The 16019-nt window shown below is 43.9% G+C and carries 13 protein-coding genes; 7 read left to right on the top strand and 6 right to left on the bottom strand.

The features are described 5' to 3' along the window. Positions 1–18 precede the first annotated feature (18 nt). Both BCT81_RS10450 and BCT81_RS10445 read left to right on the top strand, forming a co-directional pair. A complete protein-coding gene (locus BCT81_RS10450; RefSeq protein WP_102424129.1) occupies positions 19–1185 on the top strand; it encodes a DUF5666 domain-containing protein in 1167 nt (388 codons plus the stop codon). Between the two features lie 112 nt (positions 1186–1297). After that, complete coding sequence (locus BCT81_RS10445; RefSeq protein ID WP_102424127.1) at positions 1298–1765, top strand: GNAT family N-acetyltransferase; 468 nt, start codon at positions 1298–1300, stop codon at positions 1763–1765. Positions 1766–1791: 26 nt separating this feature from the next. On the opposite strand, the gene BCT81_RS10440 is transcribed toward BCT81_RS10445, so the two are convergent. After that, a complete protein-coding gene (locus BCT81_RS10440; RefSeq protein ID WP_102424126.1) occupies positions 1792–4707 on the bottom strand; it encodes an alkaline phosphatase family protein in 2916 nt (971 codons plus the stop codon). 359 nt (positions 4708–5066) lie between these two features. Here BCT81_RS10440 and BCT81_RS10435 point away from each other — a divergent pair, with 359 nt between their 5' ends. Continuing rightward, positions 5067–6932, top strand: a complete 1866-nt coding sequence (locus BCT81_RS10435; protein ID WP_241908189.1) for a hypothetical protein — start codon at positions 5067–5069, stop codon at positions 6930–6932. A gap of 143 nt (positions 6933–7075) precedes the next feature. On the opposite strand, the gene BCT81_RS10430 is transcribed toward BCT81_RS10435, so the two are convergent. Continuing rightward, on the bottom strand, positions 7076–7414 hold the full coding sequence (locus BCT81_RS10430) for a DUF1840 domain-containing protein (RefSeq protein ID WP_102424124.1): 339 nt from the start codon (positions 7412–7414) through the stop codon (positions 7076–7078). Between the two features lie 283 nt (positions 7415–7697). On the opposite strand from BCT81_RS10430, the gene BCT81_RS10425 reads away from it, so the two are divergent. Then, positions 7698–8888, top strand: coding sequence for a GGDEF domain-containing protein (locus BCT81_RS10425; protein WP_102424122.1), 1191 nt, complete (start codon positions 7698–7700; stop codon positions 8886–8888). Here BCT81_RS10425 and BCT81_RS10420 read toward each other — a convergent pair. Then, entirely contained in the window at positions 8885–9166 is a 282-nt protein-coding gene (locus BCT81_RS10420) for a hypothetical protein (protein WP_004737044.1), read from the bottom strand. The genes BCT81_RS10425 and BCT81_RS10420 overlap by 4 nt on opposite strands. 157 nt (positions 9167–9323) lie before the next feature. Here BCT81_RS10420 and BCT81_RS10415 point away from each other — a divergent pair, with 157 nt between their 5' ends. After that, entirely contained in the window at positions 9324–10187 is an 864-nt protein-coding gene (locus tag BCT81_RS10415) for a pirin family protein (RefSeq protein WP_102424120.1), read from the top strand. A 167-nt stretch (positions 10188–10354) separates the two neighbouring features. On the opposite strand, the gene BCT81_RS10405 is transcribed toward BCT81_RS10415, so the two are convergent. Continuing rightward, a complete protein-coding gene (locus BCT81_RS10405; RefSeq protein WP_102424116.1) occupies positions 10355–10636 on the bottom strand; it encodes a pyrimidine/purine nucleoside phosphorylase in 282 nt (93 codons plus the stop codon). 307 nt (positions 10637–10943) lie between these two features. Between BCT81_RS10405 and BCT81_RS10400 the strand changes: the two genes are divergently transcribed. Together BCT81_RS10400 and BCT81_RS10395 are read left to right on the top strand one after the other, a co-directional pair. Continuing rightward, positions 10944–11408: a DUF2850 domain-containing protein gene (locus BCT81_RS10400; RefSeq protein WP_102424115.1), complete on the top strand. Its 465-nt coding sequence runs from the start codon at positions 10944–10946 to the stop codon at positions 11406–11408. 383 nt (positions 11409–11791) lie between these two features. Further along, complete coding sequence (locus BCT81_RS10395) at positions 11792–14332, top strand: glycosyl hydrolase family 18 protein (protein WP_102424113.1); 2541 nt, start codon at positions 11792–11794, stop codon at positions 14330–14332. A 90-nt stretch (positions 14333–14422) separates the two neighbouring features. On the opposite strand, the gene BCT81_RS10390 is transcribed toward BCT81_RS10395, so the two are convergent. Together BCT81_RS10390 and BCT81_RS10385 are read right to left on the bottom strand one after the other, a co-directional pair. After that, positions 14423–15271: an alpha/beta hydrolase gene (locus BCT81_RS10390; protein ID WP_102424111.1), complete on the bottom strand. Its 849-nt coding sequence runs from the start codon at positions 15269–15271 to the stop codon at positions 14423–14425. A gap of 144 nt (positions 15272–15415) precedes the next feature. Further along, positions 15416–16009 (bottom strand): TetR/AcrR family transcriptional regulator, encoded by a 594-nt coding sequence (locus BCT81_RS10385; protein WP_102424109.1) that lies wholly within the window; start codon positions 16007–16009, stop codon positions 15416–15418. Between the last annotated feature and the right edge of the window lie 10 nt (positions 16010–16019).

The raw sequence follows: 16019 nt of genomic DNA, 5'->3' as shown, positions 1-16019 counted from the left end.
CTATTAAAGAGTATAAAAATGAGAAAGTTAGCGTTAATTACAGCGATTAGTTTAGTCCTAGCTGGTTGCGGTGGCGGCAGTAGTGACAGCAGCAACACGAGCGAAGCACACACACCATCATCTATTCAAGGCACGATCGACTCTGTTTCAGGCGACACCATTGTTGTAAATGGCTACACCTACCACATTGACAGCGCGCATTATGCAGGTGAAGAAGTTGCGATTGCCGACCTAGAAAAAAACATGATGGTTTCCATCTCCTCTAACGCTCGCAGCGCGTCAACTCATGCTAGTGGAGCCCAAGTTGGTCTGGAGCCAACAATCGTTGGCTTGATTAGCAATACTGATCACGCAAATGGCACATTTGCAGTCAACGGCATACCTCTAACTTTCTCAGCGCTTTCGACTGAGATTGAAAATGGCGATTGGGTGATGGTGTCTTCTCTACCGACTGCTAACGCAGGTTATAAAGTATTGTCGGTAGTGAAATTCGAACACTCTAACTTAACAGAATCGGTTGAGGTTGAAGGACTAATCAGTGATTTAAATGAATCAACGTTCAAACTCGGTGCAAACCTAAGTGTTGAGTATTCAAATGCCTACATCGATAACGACGATTACAGCTCTGAGTTATCTAATGGTCTTTGGGTTGAAGTAACAGGTTCAATGACAGGCTCAATATTGAAGGCAGACGAAGTGGAAGTTGAAGACTTTGATGAAATCAGCAATGACACGGAAATCGAAGGCATTATTACTTGGGTGGCGAACGACCAATCATCATTTGATTTAAGCTATAAAGGTCGCTTTGTTGTAAATAACAGCACTCGTTACGAAGACGGAAACAAATCGAACTTAACCGTTGGTGCAGAAGTTGAAGTCACAACGAAAAAAGCTAACGGCGACAATGTTGCAACCGAAATCGAATTTGAACACGACGATGATGCACAAGATTGGAATGACAACGATATCGACCTAGAAGGCATTGTTCAGAGCATTGATGAATCAGCATTGAGCTTTGTTATTCAGACAACTTCTGGTAATAAAACCGTCTACGTTAACCACAACACTCGCTATGAAGATGGCTTAACGTTCAACACGCTAACCAATCAACGAGTTGAAGCAGAAACGTATAAGGTAAATAACCAATACATCGCTAGCGAAATCGAAGCTGAAGACAACAACTAAATGTCATGAGTTTAAAAGCCACGTATCTACGTGGCTTTTTCATTTAGTATAAATATCAGCCGCTTATGGTATTGTTTGCTTATCCAAGATTCAGGGTAAGGAAATAGAAGGAATGACTATCATATACGGAGAACTTCGATTAGAAACCGTCTTAAGCTCCGAGTTCGGCGACCTGTTTGATTGCGTTAAGCAAGGTATCTTCGAACACGTCGACAATGTATTTGGCTGGGATGACAAGTTTCAACGTAACCGCCTCTCAAACGACTACCACCGCTCTTGGTTTCATTGGGTGTATAGAGACTCTCAAAAGGTCGGACTTACCTGCTTCAAACCTTATGACAACGCATATCATATCCACCTTCTGATCATTGACCCTCAATACCAAGGCAAAATGCTCGGTAAAAAAGTAATGTCACTCATCCACACCAAAGCCCTTCGAGAGCAACGAAATCAAGTCACCCTCTCTAGCTTTAGGAGTAACGCTCGCGCCATCAGCTTTTATCAGACGCTTGGCTATAAAGTTGTTGATGATAGTGATGAGGATTTTGTCGGAATGGCTCTCTCCCTAAATAACCATTAATGATCCATTAGGGAGAGAATAAAACATTAACGAGCTGAAGTAATATCCAACTTATTCAACAATGAAGGGAATCCCCAACCATTCTCGCCTGCTACTACGGGTTCTCCGGTCAAGTACTCATAGAGAGTCGGTGCTAACGAACCATTGGCTTCGATCTTTAATGGTAATGAGTTCTCACCAATTGGGGAGCCCCAGAATCCGATAAATGCATCTTTCTCTAAATAGTCTTCACCAGCGTGACGCCCCGGCACTATTGTGTTGTAACCAATTCCCGCTTTAGGGAACAAATTAATGGTACCGGCTCTATCCTCAAGATAAATGTTAGCCAGTTGATTGACCGAATCAGGTCGAGGAGTCAATTGGGTTAAATCCGTCCACTCACTGCGACTACACCACGTTGAATCATCTTCTTTAACTGAACGGTTAATGCACTTTTCCACTAGCCGAGAGTAAACAGAAAAGTCAGCTTTACTCGGTGATGCAAGGTATGGGTTTAACGTTTGTATATTCAGTAAAGTAGGTGCCTGATTTCCCATTAATGACTCATAAAATAGTTTGTCCCCGTGTCGAGTGATCAACTCGTCAACGCGCTTAAGATCGCGGTTGCCGATCACTCGAACAGAACAAGCTCGCTCGTCACAGGCACTCTCTCTCACCACCATATAATCGAGACTCTCAGGTAAGCGTTTTGCTATCTCGTCAATAACATTAATGCTGTCACCTTTGTTTGCTGCAATGGGCGCCCACTGTACCAACTCTTGATAAACAGGCTGTACAGTCCAACCCTGCTTTGAGTTAAAGAAATCCATCATAAAGTTGCCACCCGCGGTCGAGGCAACCACGACATCAACATGTTTAGAGCTTGGATAATTCAACGCATTCGTTATTTTAGGCCCCTCACCTTCATCCGAAGAAATTTTCTTCACCACAATTGAGTAATCAAGCTCTGTTTGTAACCCATCAAAAACTTGCTTCTCAGGATTCAAAGAATAGAACACTGGTGTTAGCCCGTGATCCCCTGCCATTCCCCACAACGTTCTATCGTAGACACCTGCGCTTTGGTAAGTCGCCTCAATTTGACGAATCCAATAATCCAAGCGATTTAACTCACCGGTTGGCATCAAAATCTCATCACTAAAAGGCCCTGTAAAATGGGCGAAATGATCGGGCCACGGGTTATACACCAAGGTGTAATCTGGCATCCCGTTGCCATCAAGCTCCGCCAACTGAGTGATCGACTGTTTAACTAGCGCTTTTTTAGAGAGCTTGGTGAACAAGTCAAAGCTGGAGATAGACTGGTAGGCCTCGATGTCTTCTATCAAAGCCGTTCTTTTCTCTCGTAAAGCGACTTCAACTTCAGAGCGTGCCTGAAGCTCTTTTACACAACGTTTCTCACCGTAATCGCGTAATGACTCCCCTAAGCCTAAGTTCACCAGACCATCATAACTTGTATGCGCATTCCAATCGTATTGAGCATTACAATTCAGAGTTTTAAGGTATTCGAGACGATCAAACATCGTCTGTACCTTGTTGTCTGCCATTAGTACATCAAGCTGTAGAGCATCATTCCCAAAGAAGTAATAAGCTCGGTCGATATCCCTGTCGACAAAGTGGAAGTTAGGCACGCCTGTACCACCTTCACCAGAAACCTTAGCGCCCGTTTTGATGATAGGCAGGTTACGCACGCTGATGGTTGGAGTCGATGAGATACCGACGCGGCTAATGTTGTCTCGATGCTCTTGATAAAGCTTTTTAAAGAAAGGCAGATAATGTGGATCACGATAGGTTTGTTCAGATAGAACTTCCATGAACCTCACTTGTTGTTGATGCTCAGGTTCGATCACCTTTTCTATCTCGGGTTTATATTTCGCTCGGTCTTTATGGTTCTGATAAGCAACCGAAATAAAAGGCGAGTCTTCATTGACCAAACCCTCAATCAACCCTTGCTGTAAGCCATCTACCGTCACTTGCACAGCAAAGCGTTTATTCTGTTGGGATTCCAAAAACTGGATTAGAGAGTCCGGCTGATCATCAAAAGCTTGCTGCATCCAATCATCAAGCGCTTCAGCTCGCTCATCTTTATAAACAAATTGTCGGTAGGCTTTGAGTAAATTCAAGCGAACAAAATCAATAAGGGTGATAGTAAGAGCTTGTGCTTTGTTATTCGACTTATCGGCATTTTCCGGCTTACCATCCTCGGCAATTGCGAGCATTGCCGATTTCATGTCACCCTCTTCCATTCCCGACGCTGCCTGAGCAATTAATTCGACAATAATCGGTTGAATCTGATTAATGATTGCTAAATCTTCAGGACTGTTAGTTAAATAGGTGTAGCTCTCTGGCAATGTGTCCATATCTTGCCAAACGCCAATCTCAAACAGCGCATCGTAGATCACAACCATGTTCGCAATGAAGTGTTCGTCGATTCGAATACCCTCATGATGTCCGGTTGCTTCTGTGGACGTATCAGGCTCTTTGTAATCAGAATCAGGCGCAGCACCCACATAATAGAGGCTATGTTCAAAACCTCTTAATACCTCATCATCGTAGGCTGTCGATAGGTATGCTTTGAATACATCTTCACTACCCAAGCCCGAATAGCGATCGTAGTAACTATAGAGAAAGTAGCCCAAAGGAATGGAATAAGTCGGGTTAGACAACTGAGCGATCACCCGCGCTTTCGTTTTAGCATCCAAAGGCAGTGCGAGAATGTACGCATCAAGCGTTACGCCCGCGATCGTAAAGATCGCTGCATCGCGAGTTAGTGTGGCCGAGTAACTCAGGCTTGAAAGCACCTGGTTTTTCAAAACCTCACTTGAACTGAATACACCACCAATGACAGGCGTTGTCGATATATCGGCAACACTAGACGTTGGTACAACCGCTAAGGAAAGAGTGCTAAATAAAAAGGCACGGCAACGACTTGGGGAATAGAAACTCATCAAATACCCTTAGTTTAATGTGTTTTTATAAATGTAAGTTATTGTTCCAGTTTAGTTTAACAACCAAAAAATGCGCAATGATGCACATCTCAACTCCCAAATGAGCTGTCACTTATTAACTGGTAGTAATATCAATTACAAACACCATTCATTCACTAGAGATATAACTCGCATATAAAAACATTCAAATTTGATGTAACTCTAGAATAAAAGCTCCTGTGCTTTCCGCGCAATCCCTACTTGATACATTCCACAATAATGGCACTCGATTTATAAATAGTCATATTTATCAATGACATTCCGCCAATTGATTTCTGAATAGAAGACTTTTATCAATAACTCAATAAAGGAGAACTAACATGAATGGTCAACGTTCACTGTTAGCTGTGGCAATAGCCCTAGGGATAGCAGGATGTGGTAGCGATAGTTCGAATAGCCCAACAGATAGTGGTGGTTCAACGGCAACAACAGCATCTCTCACCGCCAAAGCCGCAGATGGCTATTTGGTAGGTGCTAATGCATGTTTGGATCTAAACAACAACAAAGAGTGTGATAAGGATGAGCCAAATGCCGTAACCGGTGACAATGGCGAATTCACCATTGATAACTTAACTCAAGAGCAACTAGAGCAGAGCACTCTATTGATTGAAGTTGTCGCCGGACAAACCATCGACACGGATAACCCAGGAGTAGTGTTAAACAAAAGCTACCGCTTAACGGCTCCACCACAATCAGAGTTTATTAGCCCGTTAACCACACTCATACAAAATGAAATTGAAAGTGGCGCATCATTAGATGAAGCGAAAGCAACTATTCAAGAGAAGTTAGGGACAACGCTCGACTTAACTCAAGATTACATTGAGGCCAAAAATAACGACAAGCTAGCCGACTCACAAAAAGCAGCTTTTGAAAACCTACACCGCGTTGCTCAAGTTACGGCATCGGTCATGGCAGAGAATACTGACGCACTATCAGAAACCGCAGCGGGTACTGGTATTTCTGTAGAAGCGCTCACGGCGTTGATCAATGAAGAAGTGACTCGAGTCCTAGATGAAGTCGTCAAAAATATTGAAGCAGCGGGAGAGAACTTCAACCCGAGCGACATTGCTGGCAGCATTAATCGCGACCACATCGCCATTAACGATTCAAACCTCGAAAACAAAATCAAAGAAAACGAAGCAGATAGGGGAGCCAAACCAGTCGATCTTGCGAAAGTCATTAAAACAGATGGCATTAATTGGTTTGATGGTGCAAAAGAGTCAGGTACAGACTCAGTGGTTTCATATGGGACACTAAAAGCATCTTCAGATAACTCTGTTACCGAGACTAATTTCATCTATGACTACGATACAGAGCAATTTGTTGAGTTTGAAAACACTCCAGACGAAAACAATATGGTACTCGACAAAAACGGTTGGGTAACACTTGATTATACCTTAGCTAGTATTACGTCGAATAAAGATGGCAGTGTAACCCTAAAAACTAACAGTTCAGTTTTTGATGAAATTGCTAATGCTAAGCAGTTGGATATCAGTGGTCTTAATGTTCGCTCAATCATGGACCAAACAGATGATGAAAATGTTTGGTCCAACCTTATGCCAGCAAGCTTAAAATTTCCAGATAACACCAAAGCATACAAACTTTCTGTGGAAAATGTCTATGGCAACATTTATTACTACTACAAGGGGGATTGGTGTGCAGAAGATACTCCAGATCGTTATAAAGCGCTCAATAACTCGTGTAACGGAATAAGCGCTTTCAAGAATGGCGGCGTTACAGATACATGGCTTACAACTTTAGCATCGACCATTGCTGACGATGAGTCAGATCGTCATGAAACAGCGTCTAACAATCATGATGATCTAATCCCGATGGCAAGCCTAGAAAATGCTGAGGTATTTGCACAGCTTCTTTCTAACGGAACCGTTGTTTATTATTCAAGAGCGTCGGAAGGAAATACTCAATTTTCAAGATATCCAACGCTCGGTTTATGGAAAGATATTTCTTTAAACGGTGAGGTTTTACGTCAGGTGACGATTCCTGAATCACTCCACTCACAAGCCACATGGTCAAACTACCAGAAGCAAGATAACTCAGCTTACCTTTCTGCCATAGATGGTTTTGTGCGTATTACTTACAAAGGAATTTCAGAAACCGGTAGCGAGGCTTATGTTTTTGGCGAAGCGACGAAACAGTTCATTCTGAATAACATGCTAACACCATAGCCACTGTATTTTAGTATTTACCTTCTATTCAGTAATCGATGAGTAATATAAACAAGCCAATATCTTATTGGCTTGTTCTTTTTTGCAAACCATACTTTGCTCTCGACACAAAAACTCAATCACAGGATTTGGAGCAAATACCCCTACAAACGCTTGCCGCTACCATCTTCCCACATCACTTCACACTCTTCTTTAATGGCTGCTTTTAATAGCTCTACCAATGGAAATGCTCGGCTGCCAATGTTTACTGGCGCTTCGACAACTTCATCTTCATTGTCGTCATCCATATCGTCTTGCTCTACAGCTTGATTTTGCTCCGCAGCGATTGCAGTGCGCAGGTTATTCAATGCTTGGGGAACTTCTGAAGCGTCAATGGCTCCTGGGATCGTACCACTATGTCCGAGCATTTTAATAAACTGAAGACCTACTTCACCAAACATCGTGACACTTGCGTGTGCCTTGCAACTGAACGTGATTAACATAATTGGTCCCTTAATAATTGAATAGTAAAAGAACTATGTGGAGTAAATCATTGGAAAGCAAGCACATAATCGTCCGCTTGCTTTTTGCGAGCTGCACCATTAGTGATATCCATCACCATTTAGAATGCGTTAATCAACCTTTCATATGAAATCTTGATAATAGTCACATTAAATGGTCAGCTAAGGCTCCGCGTAGCCCATTATTTAATCTAGTATTAATACCATTATCAAAATTAGTGGCACAAATCACATGAACAGGCTTGTAGGAAGGCACCTTGAAGAGATGGCGGATATCCGCTCTACGCGAAAACAAAAAATCGTCTACTCCTTTTCACTGACTGCTGCCGCGCTCTTTATCTTTTACACATGGGCTTACTTTCAGGGGCAACACTACACGTTGTCCATGTTTGAGCTGTGCTTTGCTTTTATCGCTATCGCCAACGCGATTTATGTAAGAAAAGTCTACAATCCTGAGTACTCAGAGTTAATTCTCAGCTGTGTGCTGCTTGTACAAGGCGTCATCCTATTTTTATACAGCTATGCCATTCCCGACCGCATACTTTGGCTCTATCCGATTTTGGCAGCCGTTATTTTTATCAATGACTTCAGAATTGGCGTCATCCTAAGCACCTCTTTTTGTCTATTCATAAGTACGCTGATCACCGCATTACCTAGCAATTTTTCTCTCCCTTTTAACAGCACACATCGCTTTATTCTTAGCTTGTTTACCATGAGCTTGGTGTGTCATACCTCCGCGTACTACTACACCAAAGCAGTAAGTTATATACAGCGCTTGTATAAAGAAGGGATCGAAGACTTAGCTTACCGAGACCAACTCACGGGGTTAGCAAACCGATGGAGCTTCGAACGTTGGGCTATTGAAAAACTAACAACCGTTGATAGTGAGCGATCACTTACTGCATTGGTTTTTTTAGATATCGATGATTTTAAAGGCATCAATGACAGTTATGGACACGATGTGGGCGACAGTGTGCTGCAGCACTTTGCGAATCGCTTGAGCAACAATATTCGAACTCGAGATCGAAAAAGTCACGAATACGACTATTCGATTGCGCGTTTTGCGGGCGATGAATTTGTATTAATGCTCTACGATATCCCGACCCGAAAAGACCTCGATGGAATCCTAGACCGAATCTGTGGTTTGTTCGAAAGCGGCTGCCAAACAAATGAAAGAATAAAAGAGCTAACGCTCAGTGTTGGTGTGTCTTTGTACCCACAAGATGCACAGGACTTACATGAGTTAACGAGATGTGCGGATAAAGCCATGTATGTTGCCAAGCATTCAGGCAAGAACCGATACGCTTATTATCACGACACCCCGGTTTCTACTTTGATAGAAGAGTGTCCGATGGACAGCATCCATGCAGAAGCCAAAGCTCCTAAAGGTGAAGAGGATATTCAAACTAACGTAGAAGGGAACAATGTAACGCTACTAAAAACTCGCCAGCGTTAACCAGCCATATACATAGCCCATAAGCTGACAAGACCAATAACAATAATCCAAACCACTTGCCGAACTCGGCTTCGGTTTTCCCACTTAGATCTGGTGACGGTTTTAAGCGCGGATTCCTTTGCCGAATGCACAAAAGGCGCTTCAACTTCGCGCTTTTTGATACGACGTTTCACCGCGTTATTCGCAACCTCAGTAAAACGTTGACCTTGATCTGTCGTAAAGTCATTTTCAAAGCCCATTCGACCGTGCCTTTCGCCATGTTTTTGTTGTACTGCCATAGCGGCCTCCTTGGCGGTCTGCCCTATATTGAGTATAGACTTAATTTCATATTGTTACCTGTTCAAAATTTTCGAATAAGTCACTCAACGCAGCACCATCTTCTTTATAAATTAAATTCCATACACTAACCCTATTCAAGCTTATGAGGGTTTCAATATGTCGAATGTAAGAACCGTAGAACATGTAATCTCAGCCCATGCCACGTCCGATGGCGACGGGGTTAAAATCCAAAGAGTTGCTGGTTTTAATAACAAACGCTTCTCTCCATTTTTGATGATTGATGAACTCAAATCAGATGAGAGCAAAGACTATGTTGGCGGCTTCCCTCCCCACCCTCACCGTGGGATAGAGACACTCACCTATATGCTGCAAGGTCACTTTCAACATAAGGACCACATGGGCAATGTTGGAGAGCTTCGTAGTGGTGGGGCCCAATGGATGGCTGCAGGTCGTGGCGTTATTCACAGTGAAATGCCGATGATGGAGGAAGGTGCACTTCATGGTTTTCAGATTTGGATCAATCAACCTGCCAAAGACAAAATGAAGCCAGCGCAATACCATGACTTCCAAAGCGAGACTATTACTGAACACCAAAGTGAGCAGAGTGGTTTACTAAGAGTTATTGCCGGAGGATTTGAATTACTGAATCCTGCAGCTAACACTTTAAAAATACAAGGACCACTACAACAAACGGGCGTGCCACTGAGTGTTTCAGATTGGCGAGCGAGCGTTGGACAACAAATCTCGATAAGCACTAACGTTAGTCACAATGCCATGACGTATGTGTACAAGGGCAGCCTTAAAATTGGTGAAAAAATCATAAGCCAAGGTCAACTGGCGTTCCTAACAAGCGCTGAAATACTGTCTTTAGAAAGCCAAGAGGATTCCGGTGCACTTATCTTTATCGGAGAGCCAATCGATGAACCGGTTGTACATTATGGTCCATTTGTCATGAACTCTATGGAAGAGATTGAACAAACCATTCAAGACTATAACAGCGGCGTGTTTGAAACTTATTAATGTCTGGTTTGGACTTTCGAGGGATTGAGAAGGTAACAACGAATTTGGTCGTCGATTTGATGACTGTAAAACAAGTGACACTATCCACTGCCGGTTATTATCACTTATTTAACCACGCTCTTAGAGCGTGGTTTTTTCTTATTGGAAAGAAGTTAACTCACATCTCCCTAGAGGTACTCACATAGGTAAGCCGTTGCTTCTTTTACTTGTAGGTCAAAAGATGAATCTCCTGCAACGTCAAAAGACTCACCAGATTGGTATGTAGTCCAGTCTTCATCACCAACACGTTTTACCGTTAGTGCGCCTTTTACAACCGTCATCTTTTCTGGAGCCGCCGTACCGAAGGTATATTCGCCAGCCGCCATCACACCAACACTCACATCAGCGCCAGATTGATTAAACGCTAACGATTTAACGCCACCTTCAAAGTATGTGTTTTCTTTAATCATTGTACTTCCTTGTTATCTTAAAATTGCAGTTATTGGGCTCAACGAATAAGCCTACCTGTAGACTTAGGTGATAATTGTTTTAACCAATTCGCGACTTTCCTACAAGAAATAAATACGCATAACTTAAGATTTACTGACAGCAACTTGCATTGATGACATAAATATTGGTGGTAATACTCAAAGAAACATCAAAGCAAGCCTATTTATCGTAACATTGGATCTTGCTTCTAACTCTTCTAACGATCTTTGCAAACAAAGATTTTAATTTATAGACTCAAAGACGGTACAAGCAAAAAATGAAGAGATAATGGCAAAAAAGCCCACTAAAAGCAGAGATATATTTGCCAACTCACTACTCTACGGCTTTCTATTAGCAGGTTTTATGATTGCCGTCACTGCTGGTTATTTTGCTTATCAAGCTCATCAAAAGTCTGTCAGTCCAAGTAACGTCCATGGTAATTGGATTGAGATTGGTGCTCCACCATACAATACCGACATCCTGACCCTTTCTGAAAAAGGGGTAATGATCAATCATCGCCTTATCACCACTTCGTTTGAGTTTGACGGTAAAATCGTCACGATAAATACAGGCTCTGGACCAAGGGTTTACACCATCAGTGGTACCTACGATTCACCTCGCCTAAAACGACTGGAGCCAAGCACACCTGCCCAGCAATTTATTAAAGAAGGCTTTGAGCATACCGCTACCGGTGATAATCACAGTGTCATGCAACAAAGAAGAGCTTCATTAGCTGAGCAATTCAAAAGATAGTCTTCAATCGCCAAAATCACTCCACCAACACACTTCTACCTCCCCTGCCTAGCCGCCACTACTTTGTGATATCGCTTCAACCAAACGATATTTTCATGCAGCTTGTCGCAACTTTACATAACTTCATGTCGTGAAATTTCACATATGAGATTTTCATGCTAGGTAGCTTTTCATTTTATAAAACATGGACTCGACCTCTCACTCATTAAGCAACAATTTTGTAACAAGATACAATTTTTTAGTTGTCCATCGAAAACAGATTTATTTTCAGTTATGAAATTAAAACTCTCTCGAATACTGACGGGGAAGCTCCTTCAAAAGTGATCGGAGCAACTTATGGGGCCATTTGGTTCTCGTAACCTTCAAGGAATGAGAGAAATAGTATGATTCGTTTTAATACCTGTGCTGCGAGCATTGCTCTAGCGCTATCTGGTACAGCATTAGCTGCTCCAACAGCACCTAGCATCGACATGTACGGTTCCAACAACCTACAGTTTTCTAAAATTGAACTCGCGATGGAAACCACTTCTGGCTACAACCAGATGGTTAAGTATCAAGACAAAGCAAAGGTCGACGTTAAGTTTAACCAGTGGAGCGGAACGTCAGGAAACACGTACAACATCTACTTTGATGGCGTTAAAGTTGCGACCGGTCCAATCACTGGCAGCCAAACTACCGCTTCATTCGAATACGGTCAGGGTGGCTTGTTTGATATGGAGATCGAAGCGTGTGACGAAACGGGTTGTAGCAAGAGTGCACCCGCTAAGATCACTATCGCCGATACGGATGGTGCACACTTAGCACCACTAGCAATGAACATTGATCCAAACAACAAGTCATACAATACAGACCCAAACACAGTAGTGGGTACTTACTTTGTTGAATGGGGTATCTATGGCCGTGATTACACCGTCGACAACCTACCCGCTGATAACCTGACCCATATCCTTTATGGCTTCATCCCAATTTGTGGTCCTAACGAATCAGTGAAATCGGTTGGCGGTAACAGCTACAACGCACTCATGACGGCATGTCAGGGCGTCAACGATTACGAAGTGGTAATTCATGACCCATGGGCAGCTTTCCAGAAAAGTTTCCCTCAAGCAGGTCACGAATACAGCTCACCAATCAAGGGCAACTATGCAATGATGATGGCGCTCAAGCAGCGTAATCCAGATCTGAAAATCATCCCTTCAATTGGCGGCTGGACCCTGTCAGACCCATTCTTCGATTTCACAACCAAAGCCAACCGTGACACCTTCGTCGCCTCGGTTAAGAAATTCCTAAATACATGGAAGTTCTACGACGGTGTGGATATCGATTGGGAATTCCCAGGTGGCGGCGGTGCTGCACCAGAACTTGGTGACCCCGTAAATGATGGCCCAGCTTATATCGCACTAATGGCAGAACTACGCGCAATGCTTGATGAGTTAGAAGCAGAAAACGGTCGTACTTACGAACTCACATCAGCGATCGGTGTTGGTCACGACAAAATTGAGGATGTGGACTACGGTGATGCTATCCAGTACATGGACTACATCTTCGCGATGACTTACGACTTCTATGGCGGTTGGAACAACGTGTTAGGTCACCAGACAGCATTAAACTGCGGTAACTTCATGCGTCCTGGCCAGTGTGATGGCTCTGGCATTGATGAAAATGGCAAACCATACACAGGCCCTGCTTACACCACTGACAACGGTATCCAATTACTGCTTCAGCAAGGTGTTCCAGCTAACAAGCTTGTCGTAGGTACAGCAATGTACGGTCGTGGTTGGGAAGGCGTACTACCATCAACACTCTCTGACCCAAGCGACCCTATGACAGGTGTCGGAAATGGCAAACTGAAAGGCAGCACCGCACAAGGTGTTTGGGAAGATGGCGTTATCGACTACAAAGGCATTAAAGCGAACATGCTTGGCGCCAACAACCAAGGCATCAATGGCTTCGAATACGGCTACGACGAAATGGCAGAAGCGCCATACGTTTGGAACCGTACTTCAGGTCAGTTGATCACGTTTGATGACGACCGCTCGGTTAAAGCAAAAGGTGCGTACGTGCGTAGCCTTGGTCTTGCGGGTCTGTTCTCTTGGGAAATTGATGCGGATAACGGCGACATCCTAAATGCAATGCACGAGGGTTTAGCAGGTGGTACTACAGAACCTGTCAACAAGAAACCAACCGCATCAGCGGGTGCAGACCAATCTGTTGAAGGCCCTGCTTCTGTTTCTCTAGATGGCAGCGCTTCAAAAGACAGTGATGGCACAATTGCTAGTTACGCTTGGTCTCAAGTGAGCGGTACAGCAGTAACACTGGCTAACGCGAATGCCGCGGTTGCAAGCTTCGATGTTGTTGAAGTCGTTCAGCAAGAAACACTGACCTTCAGCCTAACGGTAACGGACAACGAAGGCGCAACGTCAACGGACACGGTTGTTGTAACGGTCAATCCAAAAGATACAGGTCCAGTTAACACAGCACCAGTTGCAGTGGTTACGGCTCCGGCTGAAGTCAATGCGGGTGATGTTGTGGTCGTGGATGCATCTGCGTCTAGCGATGTCGATCAAGACACACTAACCTTCACATGGGACGTACCTGCAGGTATCGATGCAACAGTACAAGGCGCTTCAGTAAGCTTTGTTGCAGCAGAATACACGCAAGACACTATTCTGAACTTCTCTGTGACCGTGAGTGACGGTACAGATTCATCAGTCGCAGCTGCATCAGTGAAAGTACTTAAGAAAACCACAGACGGCGGTACATGTACTAACGCTTGGGATTCAAGTGCAGTCTACACTGGCGGCGACCAAGTGACTCAAGCTGGCAAGACTTGGGAAGCGAAATGGTGGACCAAAGGTGATGACCCAGTTAACTCAGGTGAATGGGGTGTATGGAAAGAAGTTGGCCCAGCAAACTGTGCTAACTAAAAATAGGTTTTAGCTAAATACTCACTAAACACCTAAAAGCAAAGGCCAACTAGAAATGTCTGGTTGGCCTTTTTGTTGTTTTTTCTGAACCTAGCTAATCAAGGTATCAAAACTCTCAAATACCTGAGGGCACTTCATCACTCGACCATGGCCCTGCCCTTGAGTAGCAATCAAGGTAACGCGATCCATTTCATTCGCTGCACGCTGTGACACATCAAACTTGGTAAACTTGTCTTGCTCATCATGCACAATGATTGTCTGAGACTGACGCAGCGCGAGCTTGCCATAGGGATCGACAGACTGGATTGGGTAATTAAACTGTTCTTCTACTTCTCCCACTACCGCCTCAAACAACTTCATTGAGTACCCTGAACGAGCAACGCTGCCGAACAGGTTATCGAGGTAATCCAATACAGGTGCAATCAGCAACAATGGTTTGTTTTCCAATTTAACGTGCTTACATTCCAACGCAGAAGCGGTACCCATGCTGTGACCAACTAAGCCTGCCACTTCACCCACCGAGTCAAGAATCGCCTCAAGGCCGTTCACAAACGCCGGAATATGACCATGCACGCCATCGCTGCCGCCATGCGCCGGGTGATCGTAAGCCAGAGCGGTAAAACCTTTAGCTGCGATGTGTTCCATCAAAGGAAAGAACTGACTCGCAGTCCCTGACCAACCATGAGTTAATACCCAAACTGGCCCAGTACCTAGAGAGTAAGTTTTAAGAACGCCATCGCGGCCTTTAATTTCGCTCTTGATCAACCCTTGTGGATCAGCATTTTTCTGCTCGGTACGCATTGGCGTGAGCAATAACTTACGCGCTGTTTTCTTTGCATGGCTCGGCGCTAAGATGTAGTGCAGGTTGGTGGTTGCACCAATCAGGCTGCGCTTGAAGCTGAATTTGTTCGATGTATTAAAGTAGATTTTGTCACTCATGACCATTCCTTGTATCGCCATCTTCATTGGCGGATCGAGCTCGGCCAGAAAAAAGAACGACCGTGCTATTTATTGGTATAAAAAATGGGGCAAAGCTGTTTACACGTGCTTGCCGCCACTTCTCTTAAAATTGTTAGACGCGAGTTAAGCCACTTTCCAGCTAGCGATCAAGCGCTCTACACCGCTCCAAAAATGCGTGTGGCTCGCTTGTTGGCCTCGTAACGAGTAAAACAAGTTCGCGCTCAGATAGAGACCATATAGCTCAAAAGTTGCCTGTTTTGGATCTAAGTCGGATCTGAACTGCTGACTCTCAACCGCTTTTGCTACCTGAATCGTCAAGTAGTCAATCCAAACCGAAATGGTTTTCTGGAGCGCTTGCTGAATCACAGACGTTTCACTACCAGCATCTTTCCACGCATCAATAAACATGCAGCTACCTTGAAACGAATGGTTCCAACCCAGCCAGTTATCGAGCAACTGTTTTAACTTCGCTTCAATGTCAGCATCACCAAGCTCTCTTGCTGGAATGATGACCCGCTCGGTGAAGATAGCATTGGAGTACTCAAGTACAGAGAGCTGGAGGTTCTCTTTAGAGTTGAAGTGTGCAAACAAACCACTCTTAGACATACCACACTGCTTGGCTAATTCGCCAATCGTCAAACTCTCAAGCCCGTTCTCACTCGCAAGGGCGAATGCATGGCTCAAAATATACTCTTTAGTTATCTTTCCTTTACTCATTATTCACCAA

The organism is Vibrio sp. 10N.261.52.A1, from assembly GCF_002876325.1.
Classification (GTDB): domain Bacteria; phylum Pseudomonadota; class Gammaproteobacteria; order Enterobacterales; family Vibrionaceae; genus Vibrio; species Vibrio chagasii.
Note: the sequence above shows the minus strand (reverse complement) of the source record. Positions and strands in the feature narration are given on the sequence as shown.

Excerpts from the sequence above, each read along its gene's own strand:
- BCT81_RS10390 (WP_102424111.1), bottom strand. The coding sequence starts at position 15,271 with ATGAGTGACAAAATCTACTTTAATACATCGAACAAATTCAGCTTCAAG.
- BCT81_RS10445 (WP_102424127.1), top strand. The coding sequence starts at position 1,298 with ATGACTATCATATACGGAGAACTTCGATTAGAAACCGTCTTAAGCTCC.
- BCT81_RS10405 (WP_102424116.1), bottom strand. The coding sequence starts at position 10,636 with ATGATTAAAGAAAACACATACTTTGAAGGTGGCGTTAAATCGTTAGCG.
- BCT81_RS10420 (WP_004737044.1), bottom strand. The coding sequence starts at position 9,166 with ATGGCAGTACAACAAAAACATGGCGAAAGGCACGGTCGAATGGGCTTT.
- BCT81_RS10435 (WP_241908189.1), top strand. The coding sequence starts at position 5,067 with ATGAATGGTCAACGTTCACTGTTAGCTGTGGCAATAGCCCTAGGGATA.
- BCT81_RS10430 (WP_102424124.1), bottom strand. The coding sequence starts at position 7,414 with ATGTTAATCACGTTCAGTTGCAAGGCACACGCAAGTGTCACGATGTTT.
- BCT81_RS10450 (WP_102424129.1), top strand. The coding sequence starts at position 19 with ATGAGAAAGTTAGCGTTAATTACAGCGATTAGTTTAGTCCTAGCTGGT.
- BCT81_RS10385 (WP_102424109.1), bottom strand. The coding sequence starts at position 16,009 with ATGAGTAAAGGAAAGATAACTAAAGAGTATATTTTGAGCCATGCATTC.
- BCT81_RS10425 (WP_102424122.1), top strand. The coding sequence starts at position 7,698 with ATGGCGGATATCCGCTCTACGCGAAAACAAAAAATCGTCTACTCCTTT.
- BCT81_RS10440 (WP_102424126.1), bottom strand. The coding sequence starts at position 4,707 with ATGAGTTTCTATTCCCCAAGTCGTTGCCGTGCCTTTTTATTTAGCACT.
- BCT81_RS10415 (WP_102424120.1), top strand. The coding sequence starts at position 9,324 with ATGTCGAATGTAAGAACCGTAGAACATGTAATCTCAGCCCATGCCACG.
- BCT81_RS10395 (WP_102424113.1), top strand. The coding sequence starts at position 11,792 with ATGATTCGTTTTAATACCTGTGCTGCGAGCATTGCTCTAGCGCTATCT.
- BCT81_RS10400 (WP_102424115.1), top strand. The coding sequence starts at position 10,944 with ATGGCAAAAAAGCCCACTAAAAGCAGAGATATATTTGCCAACTCACTA.